Genomic DNA, 15,444 nt, shown 5'->3' on the forward strand with positions numbered 1-15,444 from the left:
ATGCCTCACTTCTGCTTATAGCTGAGTTGAGAAGCCGCCTTTTGCATCACTTGTTGGTCGCGCTTGTCATACATAATAGTGGTGGCAATATCGGCATGACCTGCCATCTGGCGAACGGTATTTAAGTCTACATTCTGCTCCAGTAACCGTGTAATAAATGTCCGGCGCAAATCATGAGGTGACACACCTTCTACACCAATGGCGGCAAGTGATTTACGGATTAGCGAATAGATAAAGCTCGACGATAATTTGCTGTCATGCTGAATATGACCTCCACGCACAATACGCACAAAAAGATAGCCATCACCATCCCCGCGAGCCTTAAGCCAATCCAGCAAACCTATTGTTGTCCACTCTGGTAGGTATACCGTTCTGCTCTTATTCCCTTTGCCTTTTTCGATGTGTAAGGTGTTCGCCTCCTGTGAAAAGTCACCGTATCGAAGTGCAACCAATTCACTTCGTCGCAATCCTGAACCAAGTAAAATCGTCACAATCGCTGCGTTTCGTTTACCGGTCGCGGACTTATCAGCATTCAGGTGTTTTAGTAGTTTATTGACTTGCTGAGCGGTTAACGGTGTACCTTTGTGGCTACCGTGTTTAACCTTTGTGATAGCTTGTAGTTGTATTACCTGTGCTTCTGGTGCAATGCCAGTCATGACCGCCACTTTGACAATATTGCGAATAGCTGTCATCGCACGGTTAATTGAGCGAGCAGACCAGTTTTTTGATAACAGCATCGCCTTGATATGGCTGGCCTGTTGATAGTTAATATGATGAAACCTTTCTTGGCGTTCATGTTCAGGCCAATCAAGCATGGCTGCAATACTGTTAAGCTGAGAGGCAATGGAACGCTGACTATTAGGCGCAAGACGCCCCATATACAGCGTGTAAGGACATGCTGCATCCATTGAGTTGCTCCGAATTTATGTGATTTTTGTTAAAAATGAGGGATTTGCTTGGATAAGCTATTTACAAGCTAACAGAGGATTTAAGGCAGGAAAATGGCGATTTTGAACGGCGATAAAAAAGTTATTTTATTAATTTTCCCCACCGTTTTGTGAGGTCTATCTCATTGAACCGGTCATTAATACGGATATGAACCATTTTCGCATTTTCAGATAGTAAAACGTCGCTGTCTTTGTAGTTAAATCCAGCTCTGTTTGCTGCAAGGTTTTGCTCACATATTTCTGTGCAGGTTATGTAGAAGAAACTATGAAGCTTGTTCAACAAGGCAATAAGGGTGGACCTCTCCACATCTAACCGATATTGGCAGGCGATGTCGAGCAGGCTTTGTTTCTCCAATATCTCAAATCCACAGGAAACGTGGCGTGTGCCGTTAAAATAAAGCATGCCGTCTGCGCCGACTTGAGACATATGAAAATCGGATGCGGGGACAACAAGGAAACTTTGTTCTGCACCTTCATTTTCAAGCAAATCAAAGAGCAAAAAGCCGAGTCGTATTTCATCTGCACTAAGCCTGGGGTTGCGGATAAGATTTTTTAAAAATAGATCGAATGCTTGCTTAGGTGGCTTCATCTTGCTCATGTCAATAACCACATCCACGCTACTTCCTATCCCCGTAGAATCCTCCAATGCTTTGCGTTTTGCGTATCCGTCCGGTAAACCACACCTAGCAGATACATTTCATTGATTTCAAAATACCTTCTTTTTTCAAATAAGGAAGGGTTATGAAACATAAAACACAAGATGAATGGGCGACGCTAATTGTAGAACAACAATCAAGTGATTTAACCATTGTTGATTTCTGTAAAGAGCACGGCCTTGCCACGTCGAGTTTTTATAAGTTTAGAAAAAGACTTCAACCACATGGTACACCCGCTAAGTTTATACAGGCGAAAGCGATTGGTGCACCGAGAAATGAATATTCAGTCAATGTTAGTTGTGGTGCGGTTTCAATATCCGTTCCGTTATCTTGCGAGCCAGCTTGGTTAGCTAATTTTATTAAGGCGTTGCAAGCATGAAAATGTTTGTTGATCCAGAAGATATCTATTTGCACGTCCAGCCGATTGATTTTCGTAAATCGATTAACGGTTTGCTGAGCATTGTTGAAACGGAACTTGAACTTCATGCATTTACTGGCGCTTTGTTTGTGTTTTGTAATAAAAAGCGGGATAAACTTAAGTGTTTATACTGGGATAAAACTGGCTTTGCTTTGTGGTACAAACGGTTAGAGAAACATAAATTCAAATGGCCAGTGGATACTTGTTTACAGCATATGCCGTTAAGTGAATTACAGCTTAACTGGTTGTTATCTGGCTTTGATGTGGTTGGTCATCAACCTTTACCTTATCAATCCTCGGGCTTATAAGCTTAGATCATAAGCAGCGATTAACGATCACGAATTGGTCTAAATAAATTAGATTAGTCAATGAGTTATTAAGGGATAATGGCTTTATGACGACGATCGAACTTCACCAACGTATTGCTGAACTAGAGGCACTTCTGGAAGAGAAGGATGCCAAAATTGCATATTTAGAGGAGCAGTTTCGTCTTGCTCAACATAAACAGTTTGGTCAAAGTAGTGAGGGCCATCCAGGCCAAGGCGAGCTGTTTAATGAGGCGGAAGCGTTAATTGATACTCCTGTCGAACAAGAAAACATCAGCTATACTCGCAATAAACCAACACGCAAACCGTTACCTAAAGATTTACCTCGTGAGGTAGTGGTGCATGACATTGCTGATGAAGAGAAAGTCTGTGATTGCTGCGGGTCGGATTTACACAAAATCGGTGAAGATAAAAGCGAGAAGCTCGAGTTTATCCCAGCTAAGGTCAAAGTGATTGAACATGTTCGTCCTAAATACGGTTGCCGAGCATGTGAAAAAGACGGAACGAGTCATTCAATTAAACAAGCGCCCGTCCCCCACAGTGTTATCCCTAAAGGGTATGCTACACCAAGCTTGTTAAGTCAGATTATCACCAGCAAATACCAGTTCGGCTTACCGCTTTATCGACAAGAAGCCATGTTTAAACAACATGGCATTGAAATCAGTCGTCAAACCATGGCCGATTGGATAATCCGCTGTAGCGAATTATTTAAACCGCTTTATGACCAGCTTCACCAACTGCTATTAACGCAACCTGTGATACAGGCCGACGAAACCACGTTAAAAGTGGTGAAAGACGATAAATCAACCAGTTATATGTGGGTGTATGCCACAGGCGCAGACTCGCCTGAAGGAAAAGTCAAAGACACAAGTATCCCTAATATCGTTTTGTTTGATTATCACAATAGTCGAAGTGGCCAATGTGCGGTGATCTTCCTTGATAATTACAAGGGCTACCTACAATGCGATGGTTATGCGGGATATGAACAAACCCAAGCTAAGCTTGTGGGCTGTTGGGCCCATGCTAGACGTAAATTCGTTGAAGCGAAAAAATCACACAACAAAAACAAACCCAGCGGTAAAGCCGACTGGGCTTTGAATCACATTCAAAAACTGTATCGCATTGAAACCCAGATAAAGGACAAACCAATCAATGAGCGTTATCAGATACGCCAACAAAAAAGCCAGCCACTACTTAAACAATTTGAAACCTGGCTCACTAAATCACAACACCAAGTCTTACCTAAAACCAAACTAGGTGAAGCCATTCAATATTGCATTAACCAGTGGGAAAAGCTAAAACGGTACACACTTGATGGTCAACTCAACATCGATAACAATCGCTGTGAACGAGCGGTTAAACCCTTCGTCATTGGCAGAAAAAACTGGCTATTTAGCCAAACCGAAAAAGGCGCAACCGCTAGTGCAATACTATACAGCGTCATCGAAACGGCAAAAGCCAATGACCTCAACGTATTCGATTACATCATGCAAAGTATTGAAACGCTGAGCCATAAAGAGCCCAATATCGAACAACTGTTACCATGGGCCGTAGCTAAAAACTAGGTGGGATGACCGGACGCTTACGATTTATCCATTAATCCTGCTTGTTTCTTTTCTTTAATCCGATAGCTTTCTAATTTGATTTAAATAATGTGTGAGTGATGCAGTATTCGGTCTAACATTGCTGATGTCAGCGCTGTGTCTTTAGCGAAGATCTGCCCCCATTACCCACAGGGTAAATTGCTGGTTAGGACAATAGAGCCTTTTTCATAGCGTTTCGCTATCACATCGAACTGTAATTTTGATTCATGTGCACTGAATGGCTGATAACCTACTTCATCAACAATGAGTAATCGAGGAGATTGCACTGAACGTTGCATGATGTTTTTGTATTTATCCTGGCGCTGTGCAGTCGCGAGTTGCAGGTAATAGCACTGAATTGGGGATTAAAATGAAGGCGTATCTGGCGCAAAAATAATATTACCTGAAATCTGGAGAAAGCCGGTACACAGGACAATGTTCTGCAGCTTCTTCGAGCAATACGTTTGCCTGAGTCGTTTCGTCCAACAGTTTAAATGCCAATGCTTTTCTTAAATAAGCAGGGGGGGAGAGCTCAGTATTGCTAAGCTTCTTAAGCTCGCTAAGCCACTGTTCGTGATTTTGAGCGTCTGCTATTAACTGAATTTGATAATACAGGCGATACACTTGGTCATCCAAAGAGGTGTTGTCTCTTAGGTGGTCCCGCTCAAGAATCTTTAACGCTGTTCTAGAGGCTTCTTTGGCCTCTTCTAGACGATTGAGTTGTCTATATGCATCGGCTAAATCTCCCCATTGTTGATGTATTCCAGCGTCTTGGTTACCAATGAGCTCTTGTACTTCAAGTCTTAAATCTAACGCCCGCTGATAGTCGCCTTGATAATAGTGAATAGCAGACAGCCCTTCTAAGGGCATATATGACTGAGGTGCCAATTGACGGGCAGTCTCAAACTTTTCTTGGGCGACGTCTAACTCAGACTTGCAAAGGTACATAAACCCCAGATTAGATAGAATTAATTCATTGGGCTTTATCGTAACCTGGGATTCCCAAGCCTTTATTGCGTTGTCTTTGTTACCACTATAAAACTCCATAATTGCTAGCAGTTGAAAAGGACGCCAGTAATCTTCCAGTACCAATGCAGCTTGTCGGGCAAAACCCAAGGCTTGATTTAGCTCATCTTTATCTCCAGAACTGCGATACAAGTTGAAATATACGGTGGCCAAACCCATTAGTGCTTCAACATTACTGGGGTGCTCTTGAAGTAGGGTTTCAAACTGCAACCTAGCGAGGTCTCGCTGGCCAGTTTTGTCGTGTAAAAAGCCAAGAACCGTCTGAACATAAAGGTTATTTGGAGAAAGGGAGTTTGCTTGATGACACTGCTTCGTGGCTTGCTCCAGTAGCGCTTTTTCGTTTTCTCTCCAACTCTCATGGATGGATATCTCGCACAATAATCCATGCGCCGGTCCATAAAACGGGTGGTCACGCAGTAATTGCTCAATTAAGTGCTGTGCCTCGTTTAGTGCTTCAAATGACTGATAGTCTTCAATCAACTCTCTGGCTTTTAAATAATTGCGTTGCTGGCCTAGGCTCAGCATCGCTTTGCTCTCAATCGGTTTTTTGGTACGAACAAGAAGGTAGGTGTCTTGTTTTAATCTTTCTTGCACATAAGGGGTGGAATACAAGGTGTCTAACTGGTCTTGCTGGCTGATATTTTCCACCGACAATACTTGATCAAAAGTGCCATCAGATAGGTACAGCCTGATACCATTGTAGCGGCCAACAGAAATCGATTCTACCGTTAAAACCCAATCACTCTGGAACGACTTAATGAGATCAGAGGGACTCTCTTGAAAGCTGTTTAGAGCAAGCGGGACGACAGTCACTTGAAACTGCTCGCTATAAAGAGTGCTTAACTTTTCTGCAATGAGGTAAAGCCGTTTATCCTGCGGGTAAATCAATAAGCTCTTTTTCATGCCCGGCAAACTGAAAGTTGAGGAGGAAGAGGGGCCTTGGCTCAGAAATCCGATACCCGCTAAAAAAACGATCAATAACCCCAAACCAATGTACAAAGGCACGCGAGTATTGGGCTTGCTTTCTGAGGTTGGCTCGTCAGGCAAGGAGGTGGAGCGCTCCTTGTCTTCTGAACTTTGATACAAGGTGTAGGCTTTTACATTGAGCGCAGCAGCTATTCGTTCCAACGATTGAGGCTCAATGAGTATTTCTCTAAACGCTTTACTGACTAAATCTCTAGGTGCTGAATCAATACCTTCAATAGAAGCAATCTTTTCTGCCAATGCAGCTTGGGTTTTAAACCCTGATTGACGCAAAGCCTGTTCTAATTTCGCCCTAGATGCACGTACGCCTCTTTGCCGCGTTCTTTTTTCGTTATTCCTTGTATTGCTGCTACTTGACACGGGTTGCCTGCTCCTGAAGACGTTAAATCCGTATAAATCCGCTTATCTACGTTTAGCTGCGGATGCATGGTTTTAAGCCTAAGGCAAAGATGGTTCACGTTCAATTCCACAAATTAAAAAAGGAACGTTAAATGAAAAGCTGCATCATCAAAAACGGCATAGTGAAAAACCATGTATTAAAGCTAGCTGTTATTTTTTTCTCTTTGTTACTATCCAACCATGCGCTGGCAAATGAAGCGGATTGTATTCAGGTTTATCCCTGGGCAGAAAAAGGCTATGAATGGGTTAGAAATGAAAGAGGGGGCTTTCATCAAGGCAATCGAATAATTAAGGCATTGGAAGATGAGTACTTTATTCCGGTATTCCATAAATCCTTAACTGAATTTAGTGAGAGTGACCTGGGTGCCTTGCAAACCCATCTCAATACTTGTCATAAAGCCGGTCGTGAGCTGGCACATAAAGCGTCAAAAGCAGGAGACCGAGCAACGGGGCAGGTGTATGTAATGGCGAATCAATTTATCGCCAGCGTACTGCGTTCAAAGTTAACTCAAAACCTTCCGTCAAACTTCATTAATACTATGTTGAATCAGCAAGGTAATTTAGTGAAAAGAAAAGCGGCTATTGCCGATGCTGAACGTGCACTGAGCAAAGCCCAAAACCTTGCCGCCAATTCAGATAGCTTGTTGTCATTGGCTCAGATGAAAGTTGCACCCTATCTGGTTTTTTTAAGTGAAGAGCAAAAAAGTGCTTTTCTTGATGAAATAACCAGTATTAACGCAGGTCTTAAAAAGCAGCTGGAGCAACAGCAAATCGCTGCATTTGACAGCTATGAAGATTCTCTAGCGGGTTTAGAGGCCTTTTTACAGGACAGAAAACCTAATAGACGCACGCGGGAGCGTATGAGAGGCAGTCAATCCAGAGAATTGGAGATGGCTATTCTCGCCAAACTACAAGGTTTGTCAGAGGCCGCTATTTCAGATGCAGTAAATCAATTGGAAGGTTTTGACTCTACTCTTGAAGGATTGCGATCGTTAATCAAGTTCCAGCAACGTGTCACATTGGCCCTGCGTCAGGCCAAAGCCATGGGAAATTATCGTTTTGACAAAGCCTATAAAACCAAGCTGGATGAGCTAGCTACAGCATCACTGAAGGAGTTTGAACAGGAGCTGGCGAGTTATGCCGTCAATAAGAAAAGCCTGACGACTATTAATCGCGCGGTACAAAGCCTGTTTTCTCAGCAACCATTGCCGGCCAACATTGAACAGTACAGAAAGGTCGCTTTGGCACAGGCAGAATCTATGCAAATTGCACTGACCAAACAGCGTTGCTATCAGGCTATTGCTGGCGTTCAAATAGACATGGACGACTTGGATGTCGGGTTATTGGATGGCAAAGGGGCCAGTACATTAGGGTTGTTTGTCTGTCGACTCGATGATCGAGGTTATGAGCTTATTAGCTATCAAGCACCAGGCTTTATTGGCAACACCCATGTCTTGAAGGTGAAAACCCCAAGAGGGATAACGTTAACGCTCAACTTAGAGCCATTGGAAGTCAACGAAGGTGAAGAATTACTGGTAGGCGTATTAGCAAAAGATGTGTCACAAGAAACAGAGTTCACCATAGCTCAGTGGCAGGATTATGCCCAACAATTGATCCCGTAATACTGTGTTTACACATGTGCAGGTGGTGACAAACTACCTGCACTCTCTTGCAAATACTGACGTATTGATAGAGCTAATAAATCAGATTTTGGACACGCAAAAACTGTCAGTGCCGGTTTGCCACTATACGCAACGCAATTTGATGCAGCAGCCAAACTAGAATCTATAGTTAAACGTTTTGAAACTATGAGTATTGAACGAGAGCGCACAATAAATCTGCACAGCAATGAGTCTTTCGCAGATTTTTGGTTCGATGAAGACCATGCTCAAAGATATGCACTAATCTCATCCATTATGCCCCGTCAATTCCTTGTGAAGATAATCAATCTTCACAAGGAATTGACCCTCTGGTACCACTATGCAAACTGAGCCAACGAAAGTCGGTTTTTTTGTGTCTGAAACATAGCATAATGGCTCTACCCCATGAATGAGGGATCAATATTCATATCGTTATAATACGCATGTGTTTTTCAATCCAAGCTGGTCACTGGCAACCAAAAGGTGAACTCACTGCCTTTACCTGATTCGCTTTTTACCGTTAGATCCCCGTTATGAGCCAGTGCGATCCGCTTGCATAAGAACAACCCCAAACCAATACCTTGGTTTCCTCTGTTATTGATATCATCTGACTGAGAAAAAGGCTCGAAGATCTTTGACAAAAAGTTGGCATCGATCCCGGAACCAAAGTCTCGTACGACAATGAAAAGTTTGGCCTGTTCTCGTCTACACTTAATTAATACCGGACTTGCAGTGTCTGAATGTTTGAGCGCATTTTCAATCAAATTCCGGACCAAAAACTTAAAACGACCAATGTCAATATCTATGGTTATTTCAGGGAGAGAACCGTCCAAACTAATGTTCTCGGCGTTATCAAAGCTCCTAATGATGTCCATTAAGACATTGGGAAAGAAGTAGGTTTCCAGATTTAGAAGTTTTTGGGAGTCTCGCAGGCGTTCACTCTCAAGTAATTGCTCTACAATGTCATCCATTTTATTAATTTCACGATTGAGCTTTGAAACAGTCTCATCTTTGCTCAGTAATGCAAGCAACACTTTCATTCTGGCCATAGGTGATCTCAATTCGTGGCTTACAGAGAGCAATAATTCATTCTTGGAAGCAAAAAGCTCTTCTAGATTTTCCGCCATTCCATTTAAGCCGTGCGTCAGTTTACCTAAATCATTTCGAGGATGACGAACAATACGATACTTGAGATTACCGCGACTGATGTGTGTCGCACTGTCGATGGCACTTTTAATTGGACTCAATTGAGCATTCAACATCTTGTAGCTGACTACCAGCACGCACAGGACTCCCAACCAGGGCCAGAATACCAGCCAGTTGGGATAGATAATTAAATTCGCTATCTGTGAAGTTACGACAATGGTTGTTTCGTTTGATGATGTAAATATGAAGTATTTCGAGCCAACTTTTGAAAAAAACAATTTACCCAGAGGTATGGCGTTTTCCATCAATTCAGATGGCTCCGGAAGAGACTCGCCTGTTTTCCAGACCTCATTTCCGCGATGTATTTGTATGGCAACGCGATTACTTTTTGCTTCTGTTTTGAGGTGCTCGATATCAATTGGACCAGAGACCAGTTTTGCCATCATTTCGTGCAGCGTTTCATTGCGATCTTCAACAATTTTTTGTGCTTCTTCTTCAGATACGGCAAAGCTACCAAGCACCACTAACATGACCAACAAAATAGTTGTGAAAGTGAATAGTAAGAAAAATCTGGAGTACAGGTTTAGGTTAGGTAGGGTCATATGGGAGTCGCTATAAAGGTGTATCCAATACCCCTGATGGTCTTAATAAATCTAGGGGATGATGCGGAGTCTTCTAGCTTCTGCCTGAGTCGACTAAGTAGGATGTCGACGGCACGTCCGAAAAGATCTACCTCCACACCTTTGAGAGCGCCTGTGTAGTATCGATTCCATTAATGGATAAAACCAGCTCTGCGTATTTTTTGCGACCATGAAGCTCGATATATCGACGCCCATCAGTCGTTGAATACTAAATCCAATACGCCGTTTCACCAGTAATGCCAGCAAACTGACCCATATCAGTCCCTCCATTAAACCCGCGTTGCGGGTATTAAACTTACGTAAATTACAGTAGGATTTCCATTCCTTGAACAGTAACGCTATCTGCCAGCGTAAGCTGTATAGTTGTATGACTGCTTTTGCCGCGTATTGCTCACGCGGCAAGTTCGTCGCCCAATAGGTTGGCTCTGATTTACCTGGAGGCCAACTCGCTATCAGTCGATATGAAACACTTCCCTCAACATCCATATCCACCACCTGGCTTCGTCGGATATGATGTTTTACGTCCTTGAGTTTCACATTGTCGAATCGTTTCAAGCACTGACCCTGCGCATTCACACCCATTAACACCAAAGGGTTAGCGGTCGTTTTTGCCCTGACCAGATAACTCCCTCCCGCCTGATGAATACTTTCCAGATACGACAGTTTGAAATACCCCCGGTCTGCCATAAATAAGCAGGCCACTAACGATTCAGCTGGCGGTAAATAATCATACTCTGCCACGCTGTCTGCACTAACGGCTATCCGTTCAGGCTGGCTGTGTAACATATCCCAGCTTACATGTACCTCAACGGCAGCGGGGCTAATGGTGGTAAAACGCCCTTTAAACTCTTTCTTTAACGCATCATGGACGGCAAACGAACTGCCATCTTGCAGTACGACCTGTTTAAACGCCGACAGGTCCGTGTCTGTACCAAGGATATGCTGCTGCCATTTGTGCAATGCAACGCCCACTATGCGCTGAATCAACTGCTTAAATGCGGGTTTACTCAGTTGATTATGAAACGGCTTGTACTGCACATCGGTGTACGTCAATCCAGTAAAATAGCGGTGCAAATCACTGATACAGTCAATGCTCTTGCCGCCCATGGCCGTCACCAGCGCCATCACTAATTCATAGGGCTTCACAATACGTTCCCGATGGCAAAAACCACACCGTTTACCGATATCGTTAATATTAAATTCGTTCAGGACTTCCGTTATTTTGTTTAGCTCGTTATTCTTGTTCTGCATGTTCTCGAATTTTTTCAGGACGTTTGTTTGGCGATAAACATCTGATCAAATTTGAGACATGCATTCAAGCTCTAATTTCCTTAAGATCCTACCTATGAATAGCCACTAGCTATTTAAAATACCTATCAGTATGTTAAAAATAGGCGCTGAATGCATTCAACATCCCATCTTCAAATTCGATTATCAGTTCGCTGTCACAACGATAATTCTTCATAATTTCAATAACACCTCTAGAAATGTCGTTATGGCTATCTTTAATCTGGCGAGCTTGTGTCGCAAGGTTTGGTGCTAGCTTTCTTAGCACCGCTATTGAAGCTGCCGAGTCATCTTCTGTGCGCTCGTCAATATCCAAACGGCGGGCAACTTTCCTAAATTTTTTGTGGATTTTATACGTTCTCCGCTCTTCAGGGGTTCCATACTCTTGACTTATTACTGCACCATATTCATCGACAGTCACAATATCTGGCGTGGCGGCACGATAATACTCGTGAGTGATATAATCAGGACCAATACAAGCAGCACTCAATCGTTGGTAATTGGTCAGGTAAGTATTGATAGCAACCTTCAAAAGACTCGGTGTTTGTAGAATTTTCTTCTCATCGGCTAGTATTTGTTTGTCAACTACAGGAAAGAGTTTATTGAACAAATTCAGCGAATCATATGCCTGGTCTACTACGCCTTTGGCGTACCCCTTTATACTTCCATAGGCGCTTGAATCAAGTTCAATTAAATGATCTATATCTACCCAGTAGATTGAGTTCAAGTATTCAGCCATGGCTAAACCTTTAAATGGGTCAAGGCTACCCCTTACCTGTTCAAACGTTTTCAGAATACTAGCGTCCGTTAGTTTTGACGACCAATCATCGCTGTAACGATAACGTAGAGCGATCTCTTTCAGCAACCTTCGATCAGTCTGTGAAGACATTAATGCTTTTAATTCATCAGCAACGTCGTTCAGCAATTCGATGCGAGCGCGCATTCGCCAGATAAAGGAGCGTGAGCTGAAACGCTTTGCCCCACTGCGGCGATCACGTTCAACCGCGATAGCGAGACTGTCCAATGTTCTCGGTAAATTTTTTACGTATTCTGCGAGTTCCTTATCTTCTCGCTCAGCTTTTTCGTGGGCAGCAGTTATTCTCGCAGCTTCAGCTAGATCTGCTTTGCGCTTTGCCAGCTGTTGTTGTTTTTTATAACTGTCACTGTTAACCAGTGCAATATTCAATAATTGGTCGCAATCCTTCGGAAACAATAAAGAGTCTAAAGTCCCATGCAGAGAGGTTAACACCTCTCGATAAGCGACTTTCAAAGCAGGACAGTCCATCCCGTCCATTTTAACTTGTGCAGCCGCTAAGCAGTTGTAAACGCCTTGCTCGGAAACGTAGCCTGTTACGTTCCCACACGCCACACGTTCACTCAGCCGTTGACGAACCGCTGGCTTCAAATACTTGATATCATTGCAGGTAAGAGGAACAAAATTGTCTGGCAGTTGATTATTTTCCTGCCCTCCCTTAACCGCTTTTTCGTATTGAAGTACGAGTGTAGAGCAATGTGTTTTTTCCATGTTTGATAGTGCAGTGTTAGGGCTGTATTGACTATAAATAAACTGCCCGAAGCACTCAGCATTGTAACGCTCATCATCTGGTTGATAATCAAGGCAATTAACCCAACCAGTTTTCCAGCGTATCCTTTTTGCAACGGGTGCCAGCTGAGCACAATTAGGTAATTTGGGGTTGATGAATTCTTTACTAAAGCCTGCTTCTTTCAACGCTCTTCTCAGCTCTCTGCGAGTCGATTGACAACTACTTTTCGGTAGCGATGTAGAAAACAAACTTGAGGATTTAGGATGATCGTTGTATTTGTAGTGCTGCATACACTTATAGAGAGATTCGGCGTCTTCCGGATTCAAGCCTTGGCAGTAATCTCGAAGGTGTTCAAAGCCTTTTCTTACGTTCGCGGCAGAGAAATCAGGCACCAATCGTTCGTTACTTGTTGGTTGGTTTTCCGCAGATGAAATTATTTTCACCATATCACTTTGCTCATCAAGTTCGCGTTGCTCAAATAAGTGGGCATATTGCGCGTCATTGTTTGTTTGAGAAGGGCGTAATTTTGCGCCTCGAAGATGGGGAAAGGTAGCGCGAAACCAGCTATTGTCTTTAAATTTAACTTCAGCACCTAATTGCTCGGTGGATAATGCATAGAATGACACACCTTTAATGGCATCAATCAACTCAGCGCATTTAGGATCAGAAGACGTCCAGTTACCATCGAACCGTAATAGGTTGCCATTGTCGTGGATTGAGCCATTTTTTATTCTAACTAAACATACATTCCTTAATGCCTTATCAGTTAATGATATCAAGCTATCGTATCGCCCTTCAGAAGCCTGTATGTTTCTCGCAGCACTCAATATAATATCCTCTATAGGCGGCTGGGTTGAATTGTTTATTACCGTGGGTTGGCCCCAAACCACAATGTTAGAAAACCGGCTAAACGCCGAGTCAGGTAAGACACTCAGATTAAAATCTGGGGCTATAGCACTGTGCACATGGCTAGAAAGCAGTTGCTTTGGAAAAAAACGACCTTGATGTATCACTGCTTTGTAATGCTCTTTATTCGAAAAAGCAATATCAATGCCTATTAGGTTTTTGTGCAATGCATGTAGCTGAACCTGTTCAATAACGATATTTTTTTCGCAATATTGCTCCCATTCGGGCTTTTTAGTCTTTCCTTTTTTATTACGTGGCATCGAAAGGATTGCGTCGAAATGGCGCGAAGCGTCCTGGTCTGTCACGTGGGTTTGATTAAGATGAAAACGACAGTGTACCTTGTGTTTGCCACTTTGCAGATTTAGTCTTATTACGAAAGAGGAAGAGTTGTCTTCTGACCAGCTTTTTTTCTCAAAAACCAACTGGTTAATAACAATAGTATTTGCAGCTCGTGTTTCTATTATTCGTGAAGGTTTGTTAATAAAACGGCCATAGTCAAACGCCTCGGCAGTACCTATATTAACCCATATAAACAGGGCGAATGCCAAAAACCATTTAAACATTTTGAAGTATCCTTACTTTGAGCACTTAATTACATCACTGACTAAATATACACTAAAGTTGAACATGGCGTTTTTCATACTCTACTGGTGACAGTAAATTATTTGAACCATGTTTGCGTTTGCAGTTATAAAACATTTCGATGTAATCGAATATGTCAGAACGAGCATCTTCTCTGGTTGAGTAGATTTTCTTTTTGATTCTTTCACGCTTCAGTAGCTGGAAGAAGCTTTCTGCAACAGCGTTATCATGACAGTTACCTCGTCGGCTCATACTTCCCTCCAGACCATTCGCTTTTAGGAATGCCTGCCAGTCATGGCTCGTATATTGACTTCCTTGATCTGAGTGCACTGTCACTTGTTGCTTTGGATTCCGGCGCCATACAGCCATCAACAGGGCATTGAGCACAATATCTTTCGTTATTCGCTGCTGCATTGACCAGCCGATAACCTTTCGGGAGAACAAGTCCACGACAACCGCCAGATATAGCCAGCCTTCGTGAGTTCGGATGTGGGTGATATCCGTTACCCAGGCTTCATCAGGCGCAGCGGGATTAAATTCTCGATTCAGCCTGTTTGGAACCACAACGTGACTTTCTCCGCCTCGATGACGAGGCCGTCGATAGCCAACCTGGGCACGTAACCCTTCCCGAACCATGAGTCGGTGAACGCGGTTAATACCGCATCGTTCACCGATGTCCCGTAAATCTGAATGGATTTTTCGGTAGCCGTATACGCCTCCAGACTCCAGCCAGAATTGCTTTATTAGTCCTGTTAGGCGTCGGTTGGCTTTATCGCGTTTCGACAGAGGCCTACTGCTCCAGGCATAGTATCCGCTCGGATGAACATCCAGCATTCGACATAGCCAACGGACAGGCCAGCAATGGCTATTATCCTTGATAAAGGCGTACCTCAATCGGACTGCTTTGCGAAGTACGCCGCGGCTTTTTTTAATATGTCCCGTTCTTCTGTAGCCCGTTTTAATTCCTTCTGAAGCCGCTTTATCTCAGCCTGGGCCTCAGATAAATCATTATGCTTCTTAGAATCAGGGCCGAACTTCTTAACCCAGGCATACAAGCTGTGAGTAGTAATATCGAGTCGCTTGGCAACATCGGCGACAGTATGGCCACGATCAACGACTTGTTTGACCGCTTCAATTTTGAATTCTTCAGGGTAGCGTTTACCGCTCATATACACCTCTCTTTTCAGTTAGTTTATCTAACTGAGAGGCGTCTAGGAAATCAGTGGCGATTCAATCTGGCCGAAGAACTCGGCAACGTCTCTAAGGCTTGCAAAGTGATGGGCGTATCCCGAGACACGTTTTATCGCTACCAGGAGTTAGTTGAAGATGGCGGTGTTGATTCGCTCATCAGCAAATCCA

General features: G+C 43.3%; 12 protein-coding genes and 2 pseudogenes. 5 read left to right on the forward strand and 9 right to left on the reverse strand.

Annotated features, from left to right (window positions below; translation table 11 throughout):
- Positions 1-5: 5 nt before the first annotated feature.
- Together ACXAG2_RS11905 and ACXAG2_RS11910 are read right to left on the reverse strand one after the other, a co-directional pair.
- Positions 6-908: a tyrosine-type recombinase/integrase gene (locus ACXAG2_RS11905; RefSeq protein ID WP_474867225.1), complete on the reverse strand. Its 903-nt coding sequence runs from the start codon at positions 906-908 to the stop codon at positions 6-8.
- A gap of 121 nt (positions 909-1,029) precedes the next feature.
- Entirely contained in the window at positions 1,030-1,563 is a 534-nt protein-coding gene (locus ACXAG2_RS11910; protein WP_474867227.1) for a hypothetical protein, read from the reverse strand.
- A gap of 125 nt (positions 1,564-1,688) precedes the next feature.
- On the opposite strand from ACXAG2_RS11910, the gene tnpA reads away from it, so the two are divergent.
- The 3 genes from tnpA to tnpC all read left to right on the forward strand — a co-directional run bounded on the left by tnpA (position 1,689) and on the right by tnpC (position 3,912).
- Positions 1,689-1,982, forward strand: coding sequence for an IS66 family insertion sequence element accessory protein TnpA (tnpA, locus tag ACXAG2_RS11915; RefSeq protein WP_474867228.1), 294 nt, complete (start codon positions 1,689-1,691; stop codon positions 1,980-1,982).
- Positions 1,979-2,329, forward strand: coding sequence for an IS66 family insertion sequence element accessory protein TnpB (tnpB, locus tag ACXAG2_RS11920; protein WP_474867230.1), 351 nt, complete (start codon positions 1,979-1,981; stop codon positions 2,327-2,329). Before tnpA ends, tnpB begins: the two co-directional genes overlap by 4 nt.
- 86 nt (positions 2,330-2,415) lie before the next feature.
- Positions 2,416-3,912 carry an IS66 family transposase gene (gene tnpC / locus ACXAG2_RS11925; RefSeq protein ID WP_474867233.1) on the forward strand — a complete coding sequence of 499 codons (1,497 nt, stop codon included), beginning with the start codon at positions 2,416-2,418 and terminating at the stop codon, positions 3,910-3,912.
- Positions 3,913-3,995: 83 nt separating this feature from the next.
- On the opposite strand, the pseudogene ACXAG2_RS11930 reads toward tnpC, so the two are convergent.
- A pseudogene (locus ACXAG2_RS11930) lies at positions 3,996-4,274 on the reverse strand (ATP-binding protein); the annotation flags it as partial.
- 55 nt (positions 4,275-4,329) lie between these two features.
- A complete protein-coding gene (locus tag ACXAG2_RS11935) occupies positions 4,330-6,300 on the reverse strand; it encodes a tetratricopeptide repeat protein (protein WP_474867235.1) in 1,971 nt (656 codons plus the stop codon).
- A gap of 131 nt (positions 6,301-6,431) precedes the next feature.
- Between ACXAG2_RS11935 and ACXAG2_RS11940 the strand changes: the two genes are divergently transcribed.
- A complete protein-coding gene (locus ACXAG2_RS11940; RefSeq protein WP_474867237.1) occupies positions 6,432-7,961 on the forward strand; it encodes a hypothetical protein in 1,530 nt (509 codons plus the stop codon).
- A 470-nt stretch (positions 7,962-8,431) separates the two neighbouring features.
- Here the strand turns inward: ACXAG2_RS11940 and ACXAG2_RS11945 are convergent, their stop codons facing one another.
- From ACXAG2_RS11945 to ACXAG2_RS11965, 5 genes and pseudogenes are all read right to left on the reverse strand, one after another.
- Positions 8,432-9,655, reverse strand: coding sequence for a HAMP domain-containing sensor histidine kinase (locus tag ACXAG2_RS11945; protein ID WP_474867239.1), 1,224 nt, complete (start codon positions 9,653-9,655; stop codon positions 8,432-8,434).
- Positions 9,656-9,723: 68 nt separating this feature from the next.
- A complete protein-coding gene (locus ACXAG2_RS11950; RefSeq protein ID WP_474867242.1) occupies positions 9,724-9,864 on the reverse strand; it encodes a winged helix-turn-helix domain-containing protein in 141 nt (46 codons plus the stop codon).
- A 22-nt stretch (positions 9,865-9,886) separates the two neighbouring features.
- Positions 9,887-11,017, reverse strand: a pseudogene (locus ACXAG2_RS11955) (IS4 family transposase); the annotation flags it as partial.
- A 133-nt stretch (positions 11,018-11,150) separates the two neighbouring features.
- A complete protein-coding gene (locus ACXAG2_RS11960) occupies positions 11,151-14,066 on the reverse strand; it encodes a hypothetical protein (protein WP_474867244.1) in 2,916 nt (971 codons plus the stop codon).
- Between the two features lie 52 nt (positions 14,067-14,118).
- Positions 14,119-15,254, reverse strand: a protein-coding gene (locus ACXAG2_RS11965) for an IS3 family transposase (RefSeq protein WP_474867247.1) whose coding sequence is annotated in 2 segments (ribosomal slippage) — positions 14,119-15,008 and positions 15,008-15,254 — 1,137 coding nt in all. Because the reading frame shifts where the segments join, the coding sequence is not laid out codon by codon here.
- Between ACXAG2_RS11965 and ACXAG2_RS11970 the strand changes: the two genes are divergently transcribed.
- A partial coding sequence (locus tag ACXAG2_RS11970) for a helix-turn-helix domain-containing protein (RefSeq protein WP_474867250.1) occupies positions 15,144-15,444 on the forward strand: 301 nt, incomplete at its 3' end. The two genes, ACXAG2_RS11965 and ACXAG2_RS11970, sit on opposite strands and share 111 nt — an antisense overlap.

It is taken from the genome of Alteromonas sp. ABH4_456 (genome assembly GCF_056160645.1).